This is a genomic window from Streptomyces varsoviensis (genome assembly GCF_000718635.1).
Taxonomy (GTDB): domain Bacteria; phylum Actinomycetota; class Actinomycetes; order Streptomycetales; family Streptomycetaceae; genus Streptomyces; species Streptomyces varsoviensis.
Window position 1 is genome coordinate 66598 of sequence record NZ_JOBF01000003.1, and the last position, 17222, is coordinate 83819.

Annotated in this window: 14 protein-coding genes; 7 read left to right on the forward strand and 7 right to left on the reverse strand. The window is 72.3% G+C overall.

What is annotated here, in order from left to right:
• Positions 1-15: 15 nt before the first annotated feature.
• Positions 16-1716: a multicopper oxidase family protein gene (locus IF55_RS04980; protein WP_030875864.1), complete on the forward strand. Its 1701-nt coding sequence runs from the start codon at positions 16-18 to the stop codon at positions 1714-1716.
• Between the two features lie 75 nt (positions 1717-1791).
• Here IF55_RS04980 and IF55_RS04985 read toward each other — a convergent pair whose 3' ends face one another.
• Entirely contained in the window at positions 1792-2295 is a 504-nt protein-coding gene (locus IF55_RS04985) for a DUF4234 domain-containing protein (protein WP_245661061.1), read from the reverse strand.
• A 302-nt stretch (positions 2296-2597) separates the two neighbouring features.
• On the opposite strand from IF55_RS04985, the gene IF55_RS04990 reads away from it, so the two are divergent.
• Positions 2598-4352 (forward strand): NAD+ synthase, encoded by a 1755-nt coding sequence (locus IF55_RS04990; RefSeq protein ID WP_030875869.1) that lies wholly within the window; start codon positions 2598-2600, stop codon positions 4350-4352.
• A gap of 308 nt (positions 4353-4660) precedes the next feature.
• On the opposite strand, the gene IF55_RS40365 is transcribed toward IF55_RS04990, so the two are convergent.
• On the reverse strand, positions 4661-4930 hold the full coding sequence (locus tag IF55_RS40365; RefSeq protein WP_245661062.1) for a hypothetical protein: 270 nt from the start codon (positions 4928-4930) through the stop codon (positions 4661-4663).
• Between the two features lie 474 nt (positions 4931-5404).
• Here IF55_RS40365 and IF55_RS05000 point away from each other — a divergent pair, with 474 nt between their 5' ends.
• Entirely contained in the window at positions 5405-6658 is a 1254-nt protein-coding gene (locus tag IF55_RS05000) for a hypothetical protein (RefSeq protein WP_245661100.1), read from the forward strand.
• A 140-nt stretch (positions 6659-6798) separates the two neighbouring features.
• Here IF55_RS05000 and IF55_RS05005 read toward each other — a convergent pair whose 3' ends face one another.
• Entirely contained in the window at positions 6799-7494 is a 696-nt protein-coding gene (locus IF55_RS05005) for a hypothetical protein (RefSeq protein WP_245661063.1), read from the reverse strand.
• Positions 7495-7673: 179 nt separating this feature from the next.
• On the opposite strand from IF55_RS05005, the gene IF55_RS39185 reads away from it, so the two are divergent.
• The gene (locus IF55_RS39185) at positions 7674-7874 is read left to right on the forward strand and encodes a hypothetical protein (RefSeq protein WP_157854260.1); all 201 of its coding nucleotides are present in this window, start codon (positions 7674-7676) and stop codon (positions 7872-7874) included.
• Between the two features lie 387 nt (positions 7875-8261).
• On the opposite strand, the gene IF55_RS05010 is transcribed toward IF55_RS39185, so the two are convergent.
• From IF55_RS05010 to IF55_RS05025, 4 genes are all read right to left on the reverse strand, one after another.
• The gene (locus IF55_RS05010; RefSeq protein WP_030875879.1) at positions 8262-9473 is read right to left on the reverse strand and encodes an MFS transporter; all 1212 of its coding nucleotides are present in this window, start codon (positions 9471-9473) and stop codon (positions 8262-8264) included.
• Positions 9474-9578: 105 nt separating this feature from the next.
• Entirely contained in the window at positions 9579-10610 is a 1032-nt protein-coding gene (locus IF55_RS05015) for an endonuclease/exonuclease/phosphatase family protein (protein ID WP_030875883.1), read from the reverse strand.
• Between the two features lie 334 nt (positions 10611-10944).
• Positions 10945-11541 (reverse strand): TetR/AcrR family transcriptional regulator, encoded by a 597-nt coding sequence (locus tag IF55_RS05020; RefSeq protein WP_030875885.1) that lies wholly within the window; start codon positions 11539-11541, stop codon positions 10945-10947.
• Positions 11538-13169: an MFS transporter gene (locus tag IF55_RS05025; RefSeq protein WP_030875888.1), complete on the reverse strand. Its 1632-nt coding sequence runs from the start codon at positions 13167-13169 to the stop codon at positions 11538-11540. The genes IF55_RS05020 and IF55_RS05025 overlap by 4 nt, the downstream gene beginning before the upstream one ends.
• Positions 13170-13327: 158 nt before the next feature.
• On the opposite strand from IF55_RS05025, the gene panB reads away from it, so the two are divergent.
• From panB to IF55_RS05040, 3 genes are all read left to right on the forward strand, one after another.
• Positions 13328-14245 (forward strand): 3-methyl-2-oxobutanoate hydroxymethyltransferase, encoded by a 918-nt coding sequence (gene panB, locus IF55_RS05030; protein WP_030875890.1) that lies wholly within the window; start codon positions 13328-13330, stop codon positions 14243-14245.
• 61 nt (positions 14246-14306) lie between these two features.
• Positions 14307-15335, forward strand: a complete 1029-nt coding sequence (locus IF55_RS05035) for an amidohydrolase family protein (protein ID WP_030875893.1) — start codon at positions 14307-14309, stop codon at positions 15333-15335.
• Between the two features lie 794 nt (positions 15336-16129).
• A complete protein-coding gene (locus tag IF55_RS05040; protein WP_048831563.1) occupies positions 16130-17191 on the forward strand; it encodes an ATP-binding cassette domain-containing protein in 1062 nt (353 codons plus the stop codon).
• The last annotated feature ends 31 nt before the right edge of the window (positions 17192-17222 follow it).

Here is a 17222-nt window from a genome sequence, read left to right on the forward strand (position 1 = left end):
GAGGTGCACTCAGTCATGCGCACGACACCGACTCGCCGCGCCATACTCGGCGCGGGAATCGCCGCCGCCGGCAGCGGCCTGCTCGCCGCCTGCTCGAACTCCGCCGGCTCCGGCGGCTCCAGCGGCTCCGGCGGCTCGAACGGCCCCAAGAACGGCGCCGGCCGTTCCGATTCACCCACCGGCCCCGAGGGATACGTCTCGCCCGACGGCGCGGAGGTCGCCGCGGCCGAGGCCGCGCGCGGCTCCGGGCCCGTACGGAAGGTGAAGCTCACCGCGGTCCCCACCCGGCTCGACCTCGGCGGCCGTACGGTCGCGACCTGGGCGTACGGGGACCGGCTGCCCGGCCAGGAGGTGCGCGTCACCGCGGGCGACACGCTCGCCGTGACCGTCGCCAACCACCTCCCCCAGTCCACCTCCATGCACTGGCACGGGCTCGCGCTCCGCAACGACATGGACGGCGTCCCCGACCTCACCCAGCGGCCGATCAGGGCGGGGGCGGCCTTCGACTACCGCTTCGCGGTGGAGCACCCGGGCACGTACTGGTTTCACCCGCACTCCGGCGTGCAACAGGACCGCGGGCTCTACGCGCCGCTGATCGTGGAGGACCCGAAGGAGCCGCTGAAGTACGACAAGGAGTGGGTCGTCGTCCTGGACGACTGGGTGGACGGCATCGACGGCAGCACACCGGACGCGGTCCTCGCCGAGCTGCGCAAGGGCATGGGCGGCATGGACCACGGCGGCGGGATGGACCACGGTGGAGGCCACGGCAGCGGAGGCATGGACAACAGCGGCCACGGCATGTCCGGCATGTCGTACCGCTCGTACCAGAAGGCCCCCGCCGACTCCCCCGCCGACTCCCCCACTGCCTCCCCCTCCGGCTCTCCCGGCCCCTCCCGCATGATGATGGGCGCCACCAGCCCCCTCCTCGGCGGCGACGCCGGGGACGTCGCCTACCCGCTCCACCTCGTCAACGGCCGTACGCCCGGCGCCCCGCAGACCTTCCGCGCCGCGCCGGGCGACCGCGTCCGCATCCGCTTCATCAACGCCGGCGGCGACACGGCGTACCGCGTCTGCCTCGGCGGGCACCGGATGACGGTCACCCACACGGACGGCTACCCCGTCGAGCACGCCGAGACCGACGCGCTGCTGCTCGGCATGGGCGAGCGGTACGACGTGCTGGTCACCGCCGGGGACGGCGTCTTCCCGCTGACCGCGCTCGCGGAGGGCAAGAAGGCGTCGGGGCTGGCGCTGCTGCGCACGGGCGGCGGCGCGGCGCCGGAGGAGTCCGTACGCCCCAAGGAACTGGACGGGAGGCTGCTGACGGCGGGGCGGCTGAAGGCCGACGCGAGCGTGCGGCTGAGGCCGGGCGCACCGGACCGTACGGTCACGATGCGGCTGACCGGCTCGATGGCGAAGTACGACTGGGCGGTCAACGGCAGGCGGTACGACCCGGATCAGCGCTATCCGGTACGGGCGGGCGAGCGCGTACGGCTCTCCTTCGTCAACGCCACCACGATGTGGCACCCGATGCATCTGCACGGCCACACGTTCGCCCTGCCGGGCGGCGGGCCGCGCAAGGACACCGCGATCGTGCTGCCGGGCAAGAGCCTGGACGTCGATTTCGACGCCCGGAACCCGGGGCTGTGGATGCTCCACTGCCACAACGTCTACCACGCGGAGTCCGGGATGATGACGGTCCTCGGCTACCGGAAGTAGGCGACGACGGCCGTGGGGCCCGCGCCGGGTCGGCGCGGGCCCCACGGGGTCCCGTTGCTCAGTGAGCCAGGGTCGTCAGTACGCGAGCGGCACCTGGGTGCCGGGCGTGGCCTGGTTGTAGTGGTCGACGATCTTGTTCAGCTCGATCTGGTAGTAGAGCGGGTAGAGACCCAGAACGAACATCAGCAGCAGGCCGATGCCGGCGCTGCACGTGGGGGTGAGGCCGGCGGCGCGCTGGGCGTCGGCGATGCGCTTGCCGGTGTTGAAGACCGAGACGAACGGCGGAATGATCACGAACCCGCCGATGGTGATCGCGAGCAGGGCGCCGACGGGGCTGACGTGGCGGCGGCTGTCGAACTCCGCGATCTCCTTGTTGACCTTGTAGTACCAGACCAGGCTGTAGATCCCGAGGGTGATCAGCGGCAGTCCCAGCCACACACCGAGCGGGACGCGACGCTTCATGGCCAGTCCGAATCCGATGGGACCACCCTGCGGGTAGCCGGGGTAACCACCGTATGCGGGCGCGGCCGGGGCGTGGGGCTGGTCGGACTGCGGACCCCACGGCTGCTGCGTGCTCAACGAGTCTCCTCATGCGAACCCCTGACGGGGCATCAGGGGACGTCGAATGCCTTGCGGCGGACATGCCACAGGCAGATCGCGAAGCTTGTCATATATTCCACGACCCCGCCACAAGATTGCGTGGGGGTGCGGGGCCCTGCGCGGCCTTCGGGGCGACCGAGGCCGAGCCCGTCACCGCTCCCCCGACACGCCCGACCCAAGGACGCGCCGGACGGGGGGCCGCAGCCCCCGCCCGACAGGCGACCGGCCCGGGTGGCCGCGCTCACACGCGATCGCGTCAGACAGACGATTACACTGGGCGCGTGCCTCAACTTCGCCTCGCTCTGAACCAGATCGACTCCTGCGTCGGCGACCTCGCCGGGAACGCCGAGACGATCCTCCGCTGGACCCGGCACTCGGCCGAGCAGGGCGCCCATCTGGTGGCCTTCCCCGAGATGGCGCTGACCGGCTACCCCGTCGAGGACCTCGCGCTGCGGCCCTCGTTCGTCGAGGCCAGCCGGGCCGCGCTGGAAACGCTGGCCGGCCGTCTCGCCGCCGAAGGGTTCGGGGAGCTGCCGGTGATCGTCGGCTACCTCGACCGCGACGAGTCGGAACAGCCCCGCTACGGCCGGCCCGCCGGGGCCCCGAAGAACGCCGCCGCCGTGCTGCACGGCGGCCGGGTGGCCCTGCGCTTCGCCAAGCACCACCTGCCCAACTACGGCGTCTTCGACGAGTTCCGCTACTTCGTGCCGGGCCAGACGCTGCCCATGGTGCGGGTGCGCGGCGTCGATGTCGCGCTCGCCATCTGCGAGGACCTGTGGCAGGACGGCGGCCGGGTGCCGGCCGCCCGCAGCGCCGGGGCCGGGCTGCTGGTCTCCGTCAACGCCTCCCCGTACGAGCGCGAGAAGGACGACACCCGCCTCGACCTGGTACGGAAGCGCGCGCAGGAGGCCGGGTGCACCACGGCCTACCTGGCGATGACCGGCGGCCAGGACGAGCTGGTCTTCGACGGCGACTCGATCGTCGTGGACCGGGACGGCGAAGTGATCGCGCGCGCCCCGCAGTTCGACGAGGGGTGCGTCCTCGTCGACCTCGACCTGCCCGCCGCCGCGGCCGAGCCGCCGGCCGGGACCATCGATGACGGCCTGCGCGTCGAGCACGTGACGCTCTCCGCCGACCCGCTGCCCGCGTACGAGCCCGAGACGCCGGGCGGGGAGGCGGACCGGCTGGACGACGACGCGGAGGTCTACACCGCGCTGGTGGTGGGGCTCCGCGCGTACGCCGCGAAGAACGGTTTCCGCAGTGTGCTCATCGGGCTCTCGGGCGGCATCGACTCGGCGCTCGTCGCCGCCATCGCCTGCGACGCGGTCGGCGCGGAGAACGTGTACGGGGTCGCGATGCCCTCCCGGTACTCCTCCGAGCACTCGGTCGGCGACGCCGCCGAGCTGGCCCGCCGCACCGGGCTGAACTTCCGCACGGTCCCCATCGGCCCGATGTTCGACGCCTACATGGGCTCGCTGGGGCTGACCGGCCTCGCCGAGGAGAACCTCCAGTCGCGGCTGCGCGGCACCATGCTGATGGCCCTGTCCAACCAGGAGGGCCACATCGTCCTCGCGCCGGGCAACAAGTCCGAGCTGGCCTGCGGCTATTCGACGCTGTACGGCGACTCCGTCGGCGCGTACGGGCCGATCAAGGACGTCTACAAGACGTCGGTCTTCCGCCTCGCCAAGTGGCGCAACCGGTCGGCCGCCGAGCGCGGCGAGACCCCGCCCATCCCCGAGAACTCGATCAGCAAGCCGCCGAGCGCCGAGCTGCGGCCGGGCCAGGTGGACACGGACTCGCTGCCCGACTACGACGTCCTGGACCGCATCCTGGAGCTGTACGTGGACCGCGACCAGGGACGTTCGGAGATCATCGCGGCGGGCTTCGAGGCGGAGCTGGTCACGCGCGTCCTGCGGATGGTCGACACGGCCGAGTACAAGCGGCGGCAGTACCCGCCGGGCACCAAGATCTCCGCGAAGGGGTTCGGCAAGGACCGCCGGCTGCCCATCACCAACCGCTGGCGCGAAACGGCCTGACCGGCCCGCCCCGTCCTCGGAGCGGCCACCCGTGCGCTACGCGCCGGGTGGCCGCTCCATGTCGTTCACGCGCGGTACGGGCGGTACGGGCGGGAGCCCCGGAAACCGCGGCCACCAGCGGCGTGGCGGCGGACCCGCGCCGGGGAACCAGCCGCGACCGCGGGAACGCCCCGGCCTCCGTCGAGCAGGCCGAGGCACCGCCGGCCCGATCCCGTCTGGTCACGACCGGCGAGGTCACCGGTGGGCGCGGCGTCAGCGACGTCGTCGAGCTGGACCGAGCTGGAGGCCGTGCGCGCCGAGCCCACCGGCTAGCCCCGAGCGACCTCGGCGGTGTGCGCGGGGGTGTAGCGCTCGCCCATCACCTGGTCGCTCAGCGGGGCCAGCGCGGCCAGCGCCTCGGCGTCCAGGGTGAATTCCAGCGCGGCCGCGTTCTGCTCCAGCCGGGCCGGGCTGCGCTGTACCAGGAACGCTGGGAGATCGAGTCGGTGCTCGGGGAGATCAAGACCCACCAGCGCGGCCGGGGTGTGGTTATCCCGAGCAGGGCACCGGACGGCGTGCGCCAGCAGATCTGGGCTCACCTGCTGGTCCATCACGCCCTGCGGGAGCTGATGCACCGGTGCGCGGCCGGCCGGGGCCTGGATCCCGACCGGCTCTCCTTCACCGACACCCTGCGGGCCGCCCGCCGCAGCATCACTACCACACCGGGCGTCTTTTCCCCCTGAACTCCTCATCGCCGCACTCACGCGACCGCAAGACGACCTGCTGGGCCGGCTCCTGCCACCCCGCCGTCTGCGCGGCCAGCCCCGAGCGGTCAAACGGAAGATGCCCAACTACCGGCTCAAACGGGCCGAACACCGCACCTGTCCACAGCCCACCAGAACGCCCGCCCAGGCCTTCGTCATCCAACGACCACGATCACCCGACCCCTAACGCAACAGCATTGCGCCTAGGGCGAGCTCGTCGCCAGGACATCGGCGGCGTGGCGGCTGCTGGCATGCGTGTGTCGCTGTGACCGCCCCGGCGCGTATGTGGCGTCGAATGAGCGCTTGGAAGTGCTGGTGTCTCGCCTGCACGATGTTGCGGTGAACCAGAAACGCGACCCCTTCGTCGTGATGATGACCATCGACCGCGAGACGTCCTCGGTGATTCTGACGCGTTCAGACGGTAAGGAAGCCCGGAAGCCCCTGACGCACCCCATGTTCACCGACACAAGCCTGCTGACCCGACTGCACTATTCGCCCCCCATGGGTGGCCTGCTCGCTGTCACGCGCAACGGCGATGATATTGCCTTCGAGCTGCCCGTTCGTGGCCAAACCGACCAGCTCGACGGGCGCCTCGTCGTGTACCTGGACCAGAACATGTGGCGTCCTGTCAGCGATGCCCTGCGAGGCGGGGCCACGGTGAGCGACAAAGATTGTGATGCCGCAGAACAGTTGGCCCAGTGGGTGCAGGACGGGCGGATCATCATGCCTGCCTCGGCGGGCCACTACTACGAGACCGCCAAGTGGTCCTTGGCGGACAAGCGGTACGACCTGGCCCTTACGATCCTCCAGCTGAGCCGTGGCTGGCAGATGCGCGACCCCCTACAGGTGCGGAATGACGAGATCCTTGGGATGTTCCGTTGCTGGCGGGGCTCGGGGGACGATGCACAAGCGCGCGATGTGTTCACGCTTGCCCCGAATGCGCTTCACTCGCCGACTCGTGGAGTAGGGCCCTACACGCCACCTCCGGATTTCCCGGTCGAGGATGCCTTCCGCCAAGTTTGCTTGACGTCCGCGACCACCTACATCGACGTCATGCTCGACGCTGAGCATGTCGAGCCCGGACCTGAGACCGGGTGGGTTGAGTTGAACCAGCGATTCAGCGACTGGCTCGACTCTCAGGATCGGGACTCGCAGCAGAAACGTCGATCGATCGATGTCCTCTTGTTCGATGACTTCCGGCGCGAACTGGCAGAGGGAGCACAGGCTGCGGGCTTGTCTCCGCAGGATCTCCAACAGTGGTGTGAGAAGCAGCCAATGAAGGGCTTCGGCACCCTGCCTGCATCGGGGCTCTACCGCGAGATGCTCCACAACCGGCACCTCAACAAGGGAACGCGATGGAGGAGGAACGACCTCACAGACATGATCTACCTGTCCTGTGCGGCCGGGTACGCCGATTTCGTCGTGTGCGAGCGCCACATGCGCGAACCCCTTGAGCGGGGTATCAGGCGGCTAGCCCGCCCCACGAAGCTGTTCCGTCGCCTAAGTGAAGCCGTTTCGGCTGTAGATGATGCCTTGCGACAAGGAGTGCCTCACGCCGATTGACTTGCCGGGAGCCGAGCCCGCGAGAACGACGACTCCTAGTGGTCCGGCGCCGGCGCCGGACCGTACGCACGAACACCGGCCCCGTACGCACGGACACCGGGTCGGCCCCGCGCGGGGGCCGACCCGTAAAAAACACCTGATCAGCTCAGGGCGTCGGCGGCCTCGGGGGCGCCCCACGCGGGGCGGCCGTTCTCCCACAGCGCCGCGACGTGGGCGGCGAACCGGTCGTACAGCCCGTCGTCCTCCAGCCGCCGCAGGTGCAGCATCGGCGACTCGTGGCCGAGGAGGCTCGACAGGTGCGGCGTCACCAGCATCTGGTCGTCGAACGCGAAGACCGACAGGGCGATGTGCTCATCGCTGAACCGGGCCTGGATGCCGGACCGTTCGCCCGCCTCCTGGAGCGCGGCGAGGGTGATCCTGATCCGCGTGGAGACGGTCAGCGGCACCCCTTCGACCTCCTCGCGGCGGCGCGTCACCTCGGAGGCGGGGTCGCCCACCAGGAAGCGGACCTGGCAGCCCGCCGCCACCTTGGCCGTGAGCCGCGCGGCGAGCCGCGGATGCTCCTGCCAGACAAAGTAGTTGGTGTACCCCGCGAAGGTGATGTTCCGCGTGGCGGAGTGGATGAGCGCGGCCCACACCGTCCTGGGGCACGCGCTGCGGTACGGGTAAGCTGACACGATCTCCCGGTCCGCGCCCACCTTCACGGTGGAACGGACGCTCTTGGGCCACAGCACGTCGGCACTCACTCCCAGCGCCGCCTCCACCCCGTCGCGGGTCCGTGGATGCGGGACGCGAGCGGGGTTCGACAGCCATCGTTCCGCGGTCTTGGTCGACACTCCGACTGTACGGGCGAGACATCCGGCGGTCATACGTGACGCCGCCATAGCATCGCGCAGAGCTGTGTTCAAGGCTTCCCCTGGGACGTTCGGGCCACTAAGGACGGTAGTCCCAACGAGTGCGATACGTCCGGGGCACGGGAGTTAAAGCGCGTCGCCAGGTGACCGATATTCAGACCATGGAAAGTTCACTGGGGGAGCGCGGCTCCCCAACGCAGCGGCCACTCGTCGTGGACATCCGTACGGGAACGGTCGGCCATGTCATGGCCTCGTATCTGGGCGAGGTCTATTTGCGCCCGGTGCACGGCGGCCCGGAGTGGACCCTCCCCGCGGACCGGGTGCGGTCGGCCACCGCCGAGGAGGCGGAGGCGGCCCGTTAAGGCCGTCCCGCCCCACGGGCCGCCGCCACCGCGCGCCGCGGCTACCGGAGGAAGCGCCCAGCTCACGCGTGCGTACGCCCGGACTCGCCGGAGCCGGCGGCCACCGCCGCCGCACCGCCCCGCCCCCCACCCCGGGGCCGGCAGCGCAGTCCCGCGGCACAGCCGGCCGGGGGCGCGGACCAACAGTCCCGCGCCCCGCCGCCGGCGCCGCCGCCCGTATGGGCCGCCGAGCGCCAGGCTCCGCCGCCGTGGCCACGTGCCGTCCGCGCGACCGGCGCCGAGGCCGCCCGCCTCCGCCGTACGCGGGCGTCCACGCGACGGTCACCGGCACCTCCCGTACGGACCGCCTGCGCGGCGAGAGCGCCGGCACCGCCCGTACGCGGGCGCCTACGCCGCCGGTTCCCTGCTCGGGGTCTCGCCCGCGCCCTGGGCGACGACGCGGGTGGCGTCGCGCGGTGTGCCGCGGTCCAGCGTTCCGGCCGTCACCGCGATGCCCAGCCCGGCCGCGGCCAGTACCGCGCCGACCAGCGCCGGGGAGGTCCAGCCCCAGCCCGCGCCGATGGCGAGCCCGCCGAGCCAGGCGCCGCCCGCGTTGGCGAGGTTGAAGGCGGAGTGGTTGGAGGCCGAGGCGAGCGTCGGGGCGTGCCGGGCCTTGGACATGACCAGCATCTGGAGCGGCGTGGTGGTCATGAAGCCGACCGCGCCGAGCACCACGACCGAGATCAGCGCCGCCCATTTCACGTGCACCGCGAAGTCGAAGACCACCAGGGCCACGGCTAGGGCGCCCAGCGAGCCGTACAGCGTCGGGCGGAGCGCCCGGTCGGTGAGCGGGCCCGCGGCGAGCGCGCCGAGCGTCATGCCGATGCCGAAGAGGGCCAGCACCAGCGTCACGGAGGTCTCGGAGAAGCCGGTGACCTTGGTCATCATCGAGGAGAGGTAGCTGTAGACGGCGAAGACGCCGCCGAAGCCGAAGACGGCGGTGAGCAGGCCGAGCAGCACCTGCCGGTTGCCCATCGCGCGCAGTTCGTGGCCGAGGCCGCCCTGGTGCTCCAGGGAGAGGCGCGGTACGAGCGCGGCGAGCGCCGCCATCGCGACGAGGCCGATCCCGGCGACGACCAGGAAGGTGGCGCGCCAGCCGAGGTGCTGGCCGAGCAGGGTGGCGGCGGGTACGCCGACGATGTTGGCGACGGTGAGGCCGAGGAACATCGTGGCGACGGCGCGCGCCTGCCGCCCGTCGCTGACGAGCCGGGCGGCGACCACCGCGCCGACGCCGAAGAAGGCGCCGTGCGGCAGTCCGGCGAGCACCCGCCCGGCGACCAGCAGCCCGAAACTGTGGGCGAGCGCCGAGGCGAGGTTCCCGATCGTGAACACCGCCATGAGGAGCAGGAGCATCCGCTTGCGCGGCACGCGCGACCCGAGGGCGGTGAGCAGGGGCGCGCCGATGACGACGCCGATGGCGTAGGCGGAGACGAGATATCCGGCGGTGGGCACCGAGGTGCCCAGGTCGTCGGCGACGTTGGGCAGCAGGCCCATCATCACGAACTCGGTGGTGCCGATCCCGAAGGCGGATATCGCCAGGGCGAGCAGCGCCAGGGGCATGTAAGACCTTCCAAAAGCTGGGTTTCGCGCGCATTCACTGTGCGACTGTGCGAATGGCGAAAACAAAGCCTGGCAGGCCGATTGTTCCTGCGGGTGTGCGCGGCGTTAAATCTTGACGGAGGCCGCCACCGGGAGGTGGTCGCTGCCCGTCTCGGGCAGGGTCCAGGACGAGACCGGGTCCATCCCCTTGACCAGGATCTGGTCGATGCGGGCCATCGGGAAGGACGCGGGCCAACTGAAGCCGAAGCCGCTGCCCGCGGCGCCCTGCGCCGAGCGGAGCTGGGAGGTGACGGGGGCGAGCGAGCGGTCGTTCACGGTGCCGTTGAGATCGCCGAGGAGGATGACCTTCTGCTCGGTCTCGGAGCGGATGGCCCGGCCCAGCGCCGCGCCGCTGGCGTCGCGCTGGTTGGCGGTGAACCCGGCCTTGAACTTCACGCGGACCGACGCGAGGTGGGCGACGTAGACGCCGACCTTGCCGTGCGGTGTCGCCACCGTGGCGCGCATCGCCCGGGACCAGCCCATCTCGATGTCGACGGTCTGGGCGCCGGAGATCGGGTACTTGCTCCACAGCCCGACCGTGCCCTTGACGCTGTGGTACTTGTACGTGCTCGCCAGCGTCTTCTCGTACGTGGGGACGGCGCTGGTCTTGAGCTCCTCCAGGGCCAGGATGTCCGCGCCGGCGGCGGCCACGTCCTTCGCCGTGGTCGCCGGGTCGGGGTTGTCCGCGTCGACGTTGTGGGTGGCGACGGTGAGGTTGCCGCCCTTGCCGGTCTGGTCGCCGAGCAGCCCGCCGAAGAGGTTGAGCCAGACGATGGCGGGGAGCAGCAGCGCGATCAGGGCGGTCGCCGAGCGGCGGACGAGGGCGAGGACGAGCAGCACCGGGACGGCGAGGCCGAACCAGGGCAGGAAGGTCTCGAAGAGGCTGCCGAGGTTGCCGATGTCGTTGGGGAGGGACGCGTGGAACGCCATGAGGAGGCCGAGGATGATGGCGAGCGCGGCGAGGATGAGTCCGCGCCGCCAGATCCCGCCGTCGCGCCACCGGTCGAGGAGCCGGCGGGCTCGCGCGCGGGCGCTCGTGCTGGTGCGCCCCCCCACGGCCCCTTCGCGGTCCGTTTCCTCCATGTGTGCCTGCGGCATCCGCTGTCCTCACTGCTCCGCGTGGTGTTTCCCCGGCCTCGTGCTCGGGCGTGCCGGCCGCCGGGTCACTCGACGATAGGCGACGGCAGGGGGTTCTTTTGCCCGCTCCGGTCAGGAGCGTCGGTCGTAGGTGAGGACGATCGGGCAACCCGCGCGGGTTCCTGCGGACAGGGCCGTACGGGCCTGCTGTGACACAACGGGCATAATCCGGCGCACGGCCGATCGGAACGCGCAGGAAGTGCTCAAATTCCGAGCATGGACAGTCGAACTCCGATGCGCTAGCAGGGCGGCGGCCCGCCGCGCCAGGGGGCGCGGGGCCGGGCCGCCGCTCCGGTCACGGCCGGGGCCGCACCCCCGCGAGGACCGCGTCGACGATCTGTTCGGGAAGCCCCTCGGGGAGGTCGGCGCGCTCGTGCAGCACCGCGCGGACGAGCATGGGGCCGGTGAAGAGGTCGGCGGTCAGCTCCGGGTCGAGGTCACCCCGGATCTCCCCGGTGGCGATGCCCCGCCGCAGCACGGCGCACAGCGCCTCGCGCCGGCCGCGTACGACCGTGTCGTGGTACTCCTCCCACAGCCGCGGCTGCGCCTTCATCTGGTCGATCATCGTGCGCAGCAGCGCCGAGTGGCGCTTGGCCAGGCCGCGCCGGCGCATGACCTCCAGGAGGGCGACGAGATCGTCGCGGACCGACTCGCCGACCAGCTCGGGCTGGTCCTCGTCCAGGGTGCGCAGCACGTCGATCATCAGCGCCTCCTTGCCCGCCCAGCGCCGGTAGACGGCGGCCTTGCCGACGCCCGCCTCGCGGGCGATGCGCTCGATGGACAGCCCGCACACCGACTCGCCGTCCTCCAGGAGCCGCAGCACGGTCTCGATGACGGCCGTGTCGACGGCGGCGCTGCGGGGCCGGCCGCGGGTCGGCGGGGGCTGGCTCACGCGTCGGCCCCCGTACGGTCCGGGGCCGCCGCCCCGGCCGGTTCCGCGCTCCGGTCCGTACGGGCGGCGGCGCGGCCGGGCAGGAAGACGGCGACGACGATCGCGCCGAGCACGGCGACGGCCGCGGAGCCGACGACGGTGACGTGCATGGCATGGATGAACGCGTCGTTGGCGGGGCCGACGAGCGCCTTGCCCGCGGGGCCCATCCGCTCGGCCACGCCGAGGGTCGCCTCGATGGACTCGCCCGCCGCGTGCCGGGCCTGCGGCGGCAGCGCGCCGAGCTTGTCCTGGATGCCGTCGCGGTAGGTGGTGGAGAGCACCGAGCCGAGCACGGCGACCCCGAGCGCGCCGCCGACCTGGCGGAAGGTGTTGTTGACGGCGGAGCCGGAGCCGGCCTTCTCGCGCGGCAGGGACTGCATGATGGAGACGGTGGCGGGCGGCATGATGTGCGCCATCCCGGTGCCCTGGAGGAAGAAGAGGACCTCCAGCACCCAGATCGGGGTGTCCGTGCCGAGCAGCAGGAACCCCGCCATGGTGGCGGCCACGAGCAGCATGCCCGTGGCGCACACGGCGCGCGCCCCGAACCTGTCGACGACCAGCCGGGCGCGGGGCGCGAAGAGCATCTGCGCGGCGGCGAGCGGCAGGATCAGCAGCCCGGACTGGAGCGGCGTGTAGCCGCGCACGCTCTGGGTGTAGAAGACGATGAAGAACGTGACGCCCATCAGCGCGAAGAAGACCAGGGCGATGGAGGAGACGGCCGCCGAGAAGGCCGGGTTCTTGAAGTACCGGACGTCGATGGCGGGATGGCTGGCGCGCCGCTCGTACAGCACGAACGCCACGAGGATGAGCAGGCCGCCGCCGGCCGTGCCGTAGACCTCGGGGGTGCTGAAGTCGGCGAGCTGGCCGCCCTTGATGATCCCGTAGACGAGCAGGACCAGGCCGACGACGGACAGCAGCACGCCGACGGGGTCGAGCCGGCCGGGGGCGGGGTCCTTGGAGTCGGGGACCAGGATCACCATTGCGATGACCGCTATCACCACGATCGGGACGTTGACGAGGAAGACGGAGCCCCACCAGAAGTGGTCGAGGAGCACGCCGCCGGTGATCGGGCCGATGGCGATGGCGAGGCCGACGGCGCCGGCCCAGATGCCGATCGCCTTGGGCTGCTCGTCGCGCTCGAAGACGTTCATGATGATGGCGAGCGTGGCGGGCATCACGAAGGCGCCGCCGAAGCCCATCACCGCGCGGAACGCGATGAGTTCGCCGGAGGAGCCGGATATCGCGGAGAGCACCGACCCGATGCCGAACACCACCATGCCCAGGAGCAGCGTCTTCTTGCGGCCGAGCCGGTCGCCGAGCAGCCCGGCGGTGAAGAGCAGGCCCGCGAAGACGAGGGTGTAGGAGTTGATCGCCCACTCCAACTGGCTCTGGGTGGCGCCGAGTCCGGTGGGGGCGGGCGAGGCGATGGTCTTCATCGCGACGTTGAGTATCGAGTTGTCGAGGACGACCACGAGCAGGCTGAAGAGCAGGACGGTGAGGATCGCCCAGCGCTTGCGGTGCACCGCTTCGGGCACCCGGCGGGCGAGGGCCGCGTCGTCGAGGCCCTGGGGGCCGGATGGGGTTGTCATACGATCAGCGTAAGCCGTTTCCGATACGGGACCGTTCCGTATTGGAAAGACTTTACGGACGGGCGGCCCTTCCGGGGTGCGGCACGGCGTGCCAGCATGGAAGCGATCCGGAGACGCCGTAAGGGCGCTTCGAGACGACCGACACAGGAGCCATGGCAATGACGCATGCCTCGACATCCGGGCGGACCGCGCCCGGCACGCCGGCGCCCACCCCGGCGCCCACCGCCGCGAGCAGGCCCGACAGCAGCGACAAGGCGCTGTACGGGGGAAAGAGCTCCCGGCGGATCACCGTCCGCGACATCGCCGCCGCCAAGGGGCGCGGCGAGAAATGGCCCATGCTCACCGCCTACGACGCGATGACCGCCTCCGTCTTCGACCAGGCCGGCATCCCCGTGCTGCTGGTGGGCGACTCCATGGGCAACTGCCACCTCGGCTACGACTCCACCGTGCCCGTCACGATGGAGGAGATCGCCATCCTGTCCGCCGCCGTCGTACGCGGCACCAAGCGCGCCCTCGTCGTCGCCGACCTGCCCTTCGGGGCGTACCAGGAGAGCCCCACCCAGGCGCTGCGCAACGCGACGCGGCTGCTCAAGGAGGCGGGCGTACAGGCCGTGAAGCTGGAGGGCGGCGAGCGCTCCGCCCACCAGATCGAACTGCTCGTCTCGGCCGGCATACCGGTCATGGCCCACGTCGGCCTCACTCCGCAGTCCGTCAACGCCTTCGGCGGCTACCCCGTCCAGGGGCGCGGCGAGGAGGCCGCCCAGCAGCTCCTGCGCGACGCCAAGGCGGTGCAGGACGCCGGGGCCTTCGCCGTCGTCCTCGAAGTCGTCCCCGCCGAACTGGCCGCCGAGGTCACGCGCGTCCTGCACATCCCCACCGTCGGCATCGGCGCCGGCCAGGACTGCGACGCGCAGGTCCTCGTCTGGACCGACATGGCCGGCCTGACCCCGGGCCGCGTCCCCCGCTTCGTGAAGCAGTACGCGCAGCTCCGCACCGCCCTGACCGACGCCGCCAAGTCCTTCGCGGACGACGTGGTGGGCGGCGCGTACCCGGCGCCGGAACACAGCTTCCACTGATTCCGCTGCCCGCGCCGTACCCCGCCGCCCCGCGGGCGGCGGGGTACGGCATGCTCCGCGCATGGCTCTCCACTTGCGCGGCACCCTGCTGCCCGACGGCGTCACCAAAGATCTGTGGCTCGTCGGCGACCGTGTGACCTTCCGCCGGCCGGCGGAGGCGGCCGAGACCGTCGCGGACGGCGGCTTCCTGCTGCCCGGCCTCGTCGACGCGCACACCCACCCCGGCCTGCGGGAGGACGGCGGTTTCGACGTCGACGCGCTGGCCGCGCACCGCGCGGCCGGGGTGGCGGTACTGCGCTGCCCCGGCCTCGACGGGCCCGTGCCGGACGCGGTGCGCGCGTCGCCCCAGATGCCGCGGATCATCGCGGCCGGGGCGTGGCTGGCGTGGTCCGGACTGTCCGAGCACGCGGACTTCCACACCGTCGTGGACGACCTCGTCGGCGCGGCGGTGCGGGAGGTACGGGCGAGCGACGGCTGGTGCAAGGTCATGGCCGACTGGGACTTCACGGCCGCGCCCGTACCGCTGGACCTGCTGCGCGCCACGACGGAGGCCGTGCACGCGGAGGGCGGGCGGATCGCCGCCCACTGCCAGTCCGCGGCGGGCTCCCTGAACGCGGCCCGCGCGGGCGTCGACTCCATCGAACACGGCATGGCGCTGCCGGCCGAGGCGATCCCCCTGATGGCCGCGCACGGCACGGCGTACGTCCCCACGCTGACCGCCTTCGGCAAGAGCGCCCCATGGCGGGCCCGACGCGGCCTCGACCGGGACCTCCTCTGGCAGGAGGGCCACCGCACCATGCTCACCCGCGCCCGCGAGGCGTACGAGGCCGGCGTCACCGTCCTGGCCGGCACCGACTCGCTGCCGCACGGCGACATCGTCCGCGAGATCGAATGGCTCATCGAAGCGGGCCTCCCCACCGACGCCGCCCTCGCCGCGGCGAGCTGGCGCGCCAGGGCCTGGCTGGGGCTTCCCGGCCTGACCGAGGGCGGCCTCGCGGACGTCACCGCCTACGCCACCGACCCCCGCCACGACCCCACCGCGCTGCGCAACCCCACCCGAATCATCCTGCGCGGCCACATCACGCACTGACGCCAGGCCCCCTCGCCGGGGAGGCACCACACGCCATGGCGGGCGGCCCGCACGATGACCTGCGCCGACGCAGGGCGGGCGGCTCGTACGACCCCAGCGGGCGCCGCTCGGCGGGGCAGGGGCGGGCGCACCCGGCCCCCCAGCACCCCGCTGGGCAGACACCACGTGCCCGGCGGGCGGCCCGCACGATGACATCCGCCGACGCCGGGCGGCGCCCGGCTCCGAAGGGGCCTTGCAGGGCCAGGGGCGGGCGCGCCCTGCGCCCAAGCACCCCTCCCCGCCTGCCCTACCCCGGCCATACCCGTGGCCGGCCGCCCCCTGGTGGCCCCTCGGCGGGCGGCCGCCGGGGCACCGCCCGGGTGGGGCAGGGGTCGCCCGCACCCGCGGCCGGACAGGCACCACGTGCCCCGGCGGGCGGCTCGTACGCCTCGTCGGGTGGGCGCAGCGCGGGTGGAATCCGGGTGGGGTGCGGTCCGCGCCCTTGCCTCCCTGCGCCCGGGCGGGGGGCGGTCGCGCGTAGCAGAACCGACGCAGCCGGTGCTCCGGTCCCTGCGCGGGCCACGGCCGCCAGCGGGCCGGGGCCGGGCCCCGCTCCGCGGCGGAACGTCGGGGCGGCCGACGGCGGGGGGCCGGGCGGGGTGCGAAACGCGCTCGCCGCCCGTAGGCGCGGGCGACAGCCGCCGAGGCGCCGGCGCGCGGAGGGCGGGGGCGCGTGTCGCCGGGCCGTCGGTGCCGGGTGGCGCGTGTCGGTGGTCTGTCGGTGGGTTGTCGACGGGGGCTGGGACCTTGTGGGCATGACGCGATACAACGACCTCACCAAGGGCGGCGGGAACGCCGTGGAGGTCCGGGGGCTGGTCAAGCACTACGGCGCGACCAAGGCTCTGGACGGAGTGGACCTGGATGTGCGCGAGGGGACGATCCTCGGGGTGCTGGGGCCGAACGGGGCGGGGAAGACCACGCTCGTGCGGGTGCTGGCGACGCTGTTGCGGCCGGACGCGGGGTCCGCGCGGGTGGCCGGGTACGACGTGCTGAAGCAGCCCCGGCAGTTGCGCCGGGTGATCGGGCTGACGGGGCAGTACGCCTCGGTGGACGAGAAGCTGTCCGGCTACGAGAACCTTTACATGATCGGGCGGCTGCTCGACCTGTCCCGCGCCGAGGCCCGGCGCCGGGCGGGCGATCTGCTGGAGCGGTTCTCGCTGACGGAGGCGGCCAAGAAGCCCGCGGCGCAGTACTCCGGCGGCATGCGGCGCCGCCTCGACCTGGCCGCGTCCCTGACCGGGCAGCCGTCCGTGCTCTATCTGGACGAGCCGACCACCGGCCTCGACCCGCGCACCCGCAACGAGGTGTGGGAGGAGGTGCGGCGGATGGTCGACGAGGGCAGCACCGTGCTCCTCACCACGCAGTACATGGAGGAGGCCGAGGCGCTCGCGAACGAGCTGACCGTCATCGACCGCGGCCGCGTCGTCGCCGGCGGCGAGGTGAACGAGCTCAAGGCCAAGGTCGGCGGCCGCACCCTGCGCATCCGGCCGGCGGACCGCGGCGAGCTGCCGCGGATGGTCGGCGCGCTGGCGCAGGCCGGGCTGGACGGGGTCGGCGGGGCGACGATCGACGAGGCCGAGGGCGTCGTCAACGTCGCGATCATCAGCGACGAGCAGCTCACGGCCGTCGTCGGCCTGCTGGGCGAGCGCGGCTTCGCGATCGCCGGCATCGACACGCATCTGCCCAGCCTGGACGAGGTGTTCCTGGCCATCACCGGCCAGAAGACATCCTTGGCGGACGCGGACGCGGACGCGGACGCGGACGGCGGCGCGGACGCCGACGACCGTGCGCGGGAGCGCGCCGGGGCCGCCGTATGAGCACCCGCCACGACGCCCCACTCCACCGCAG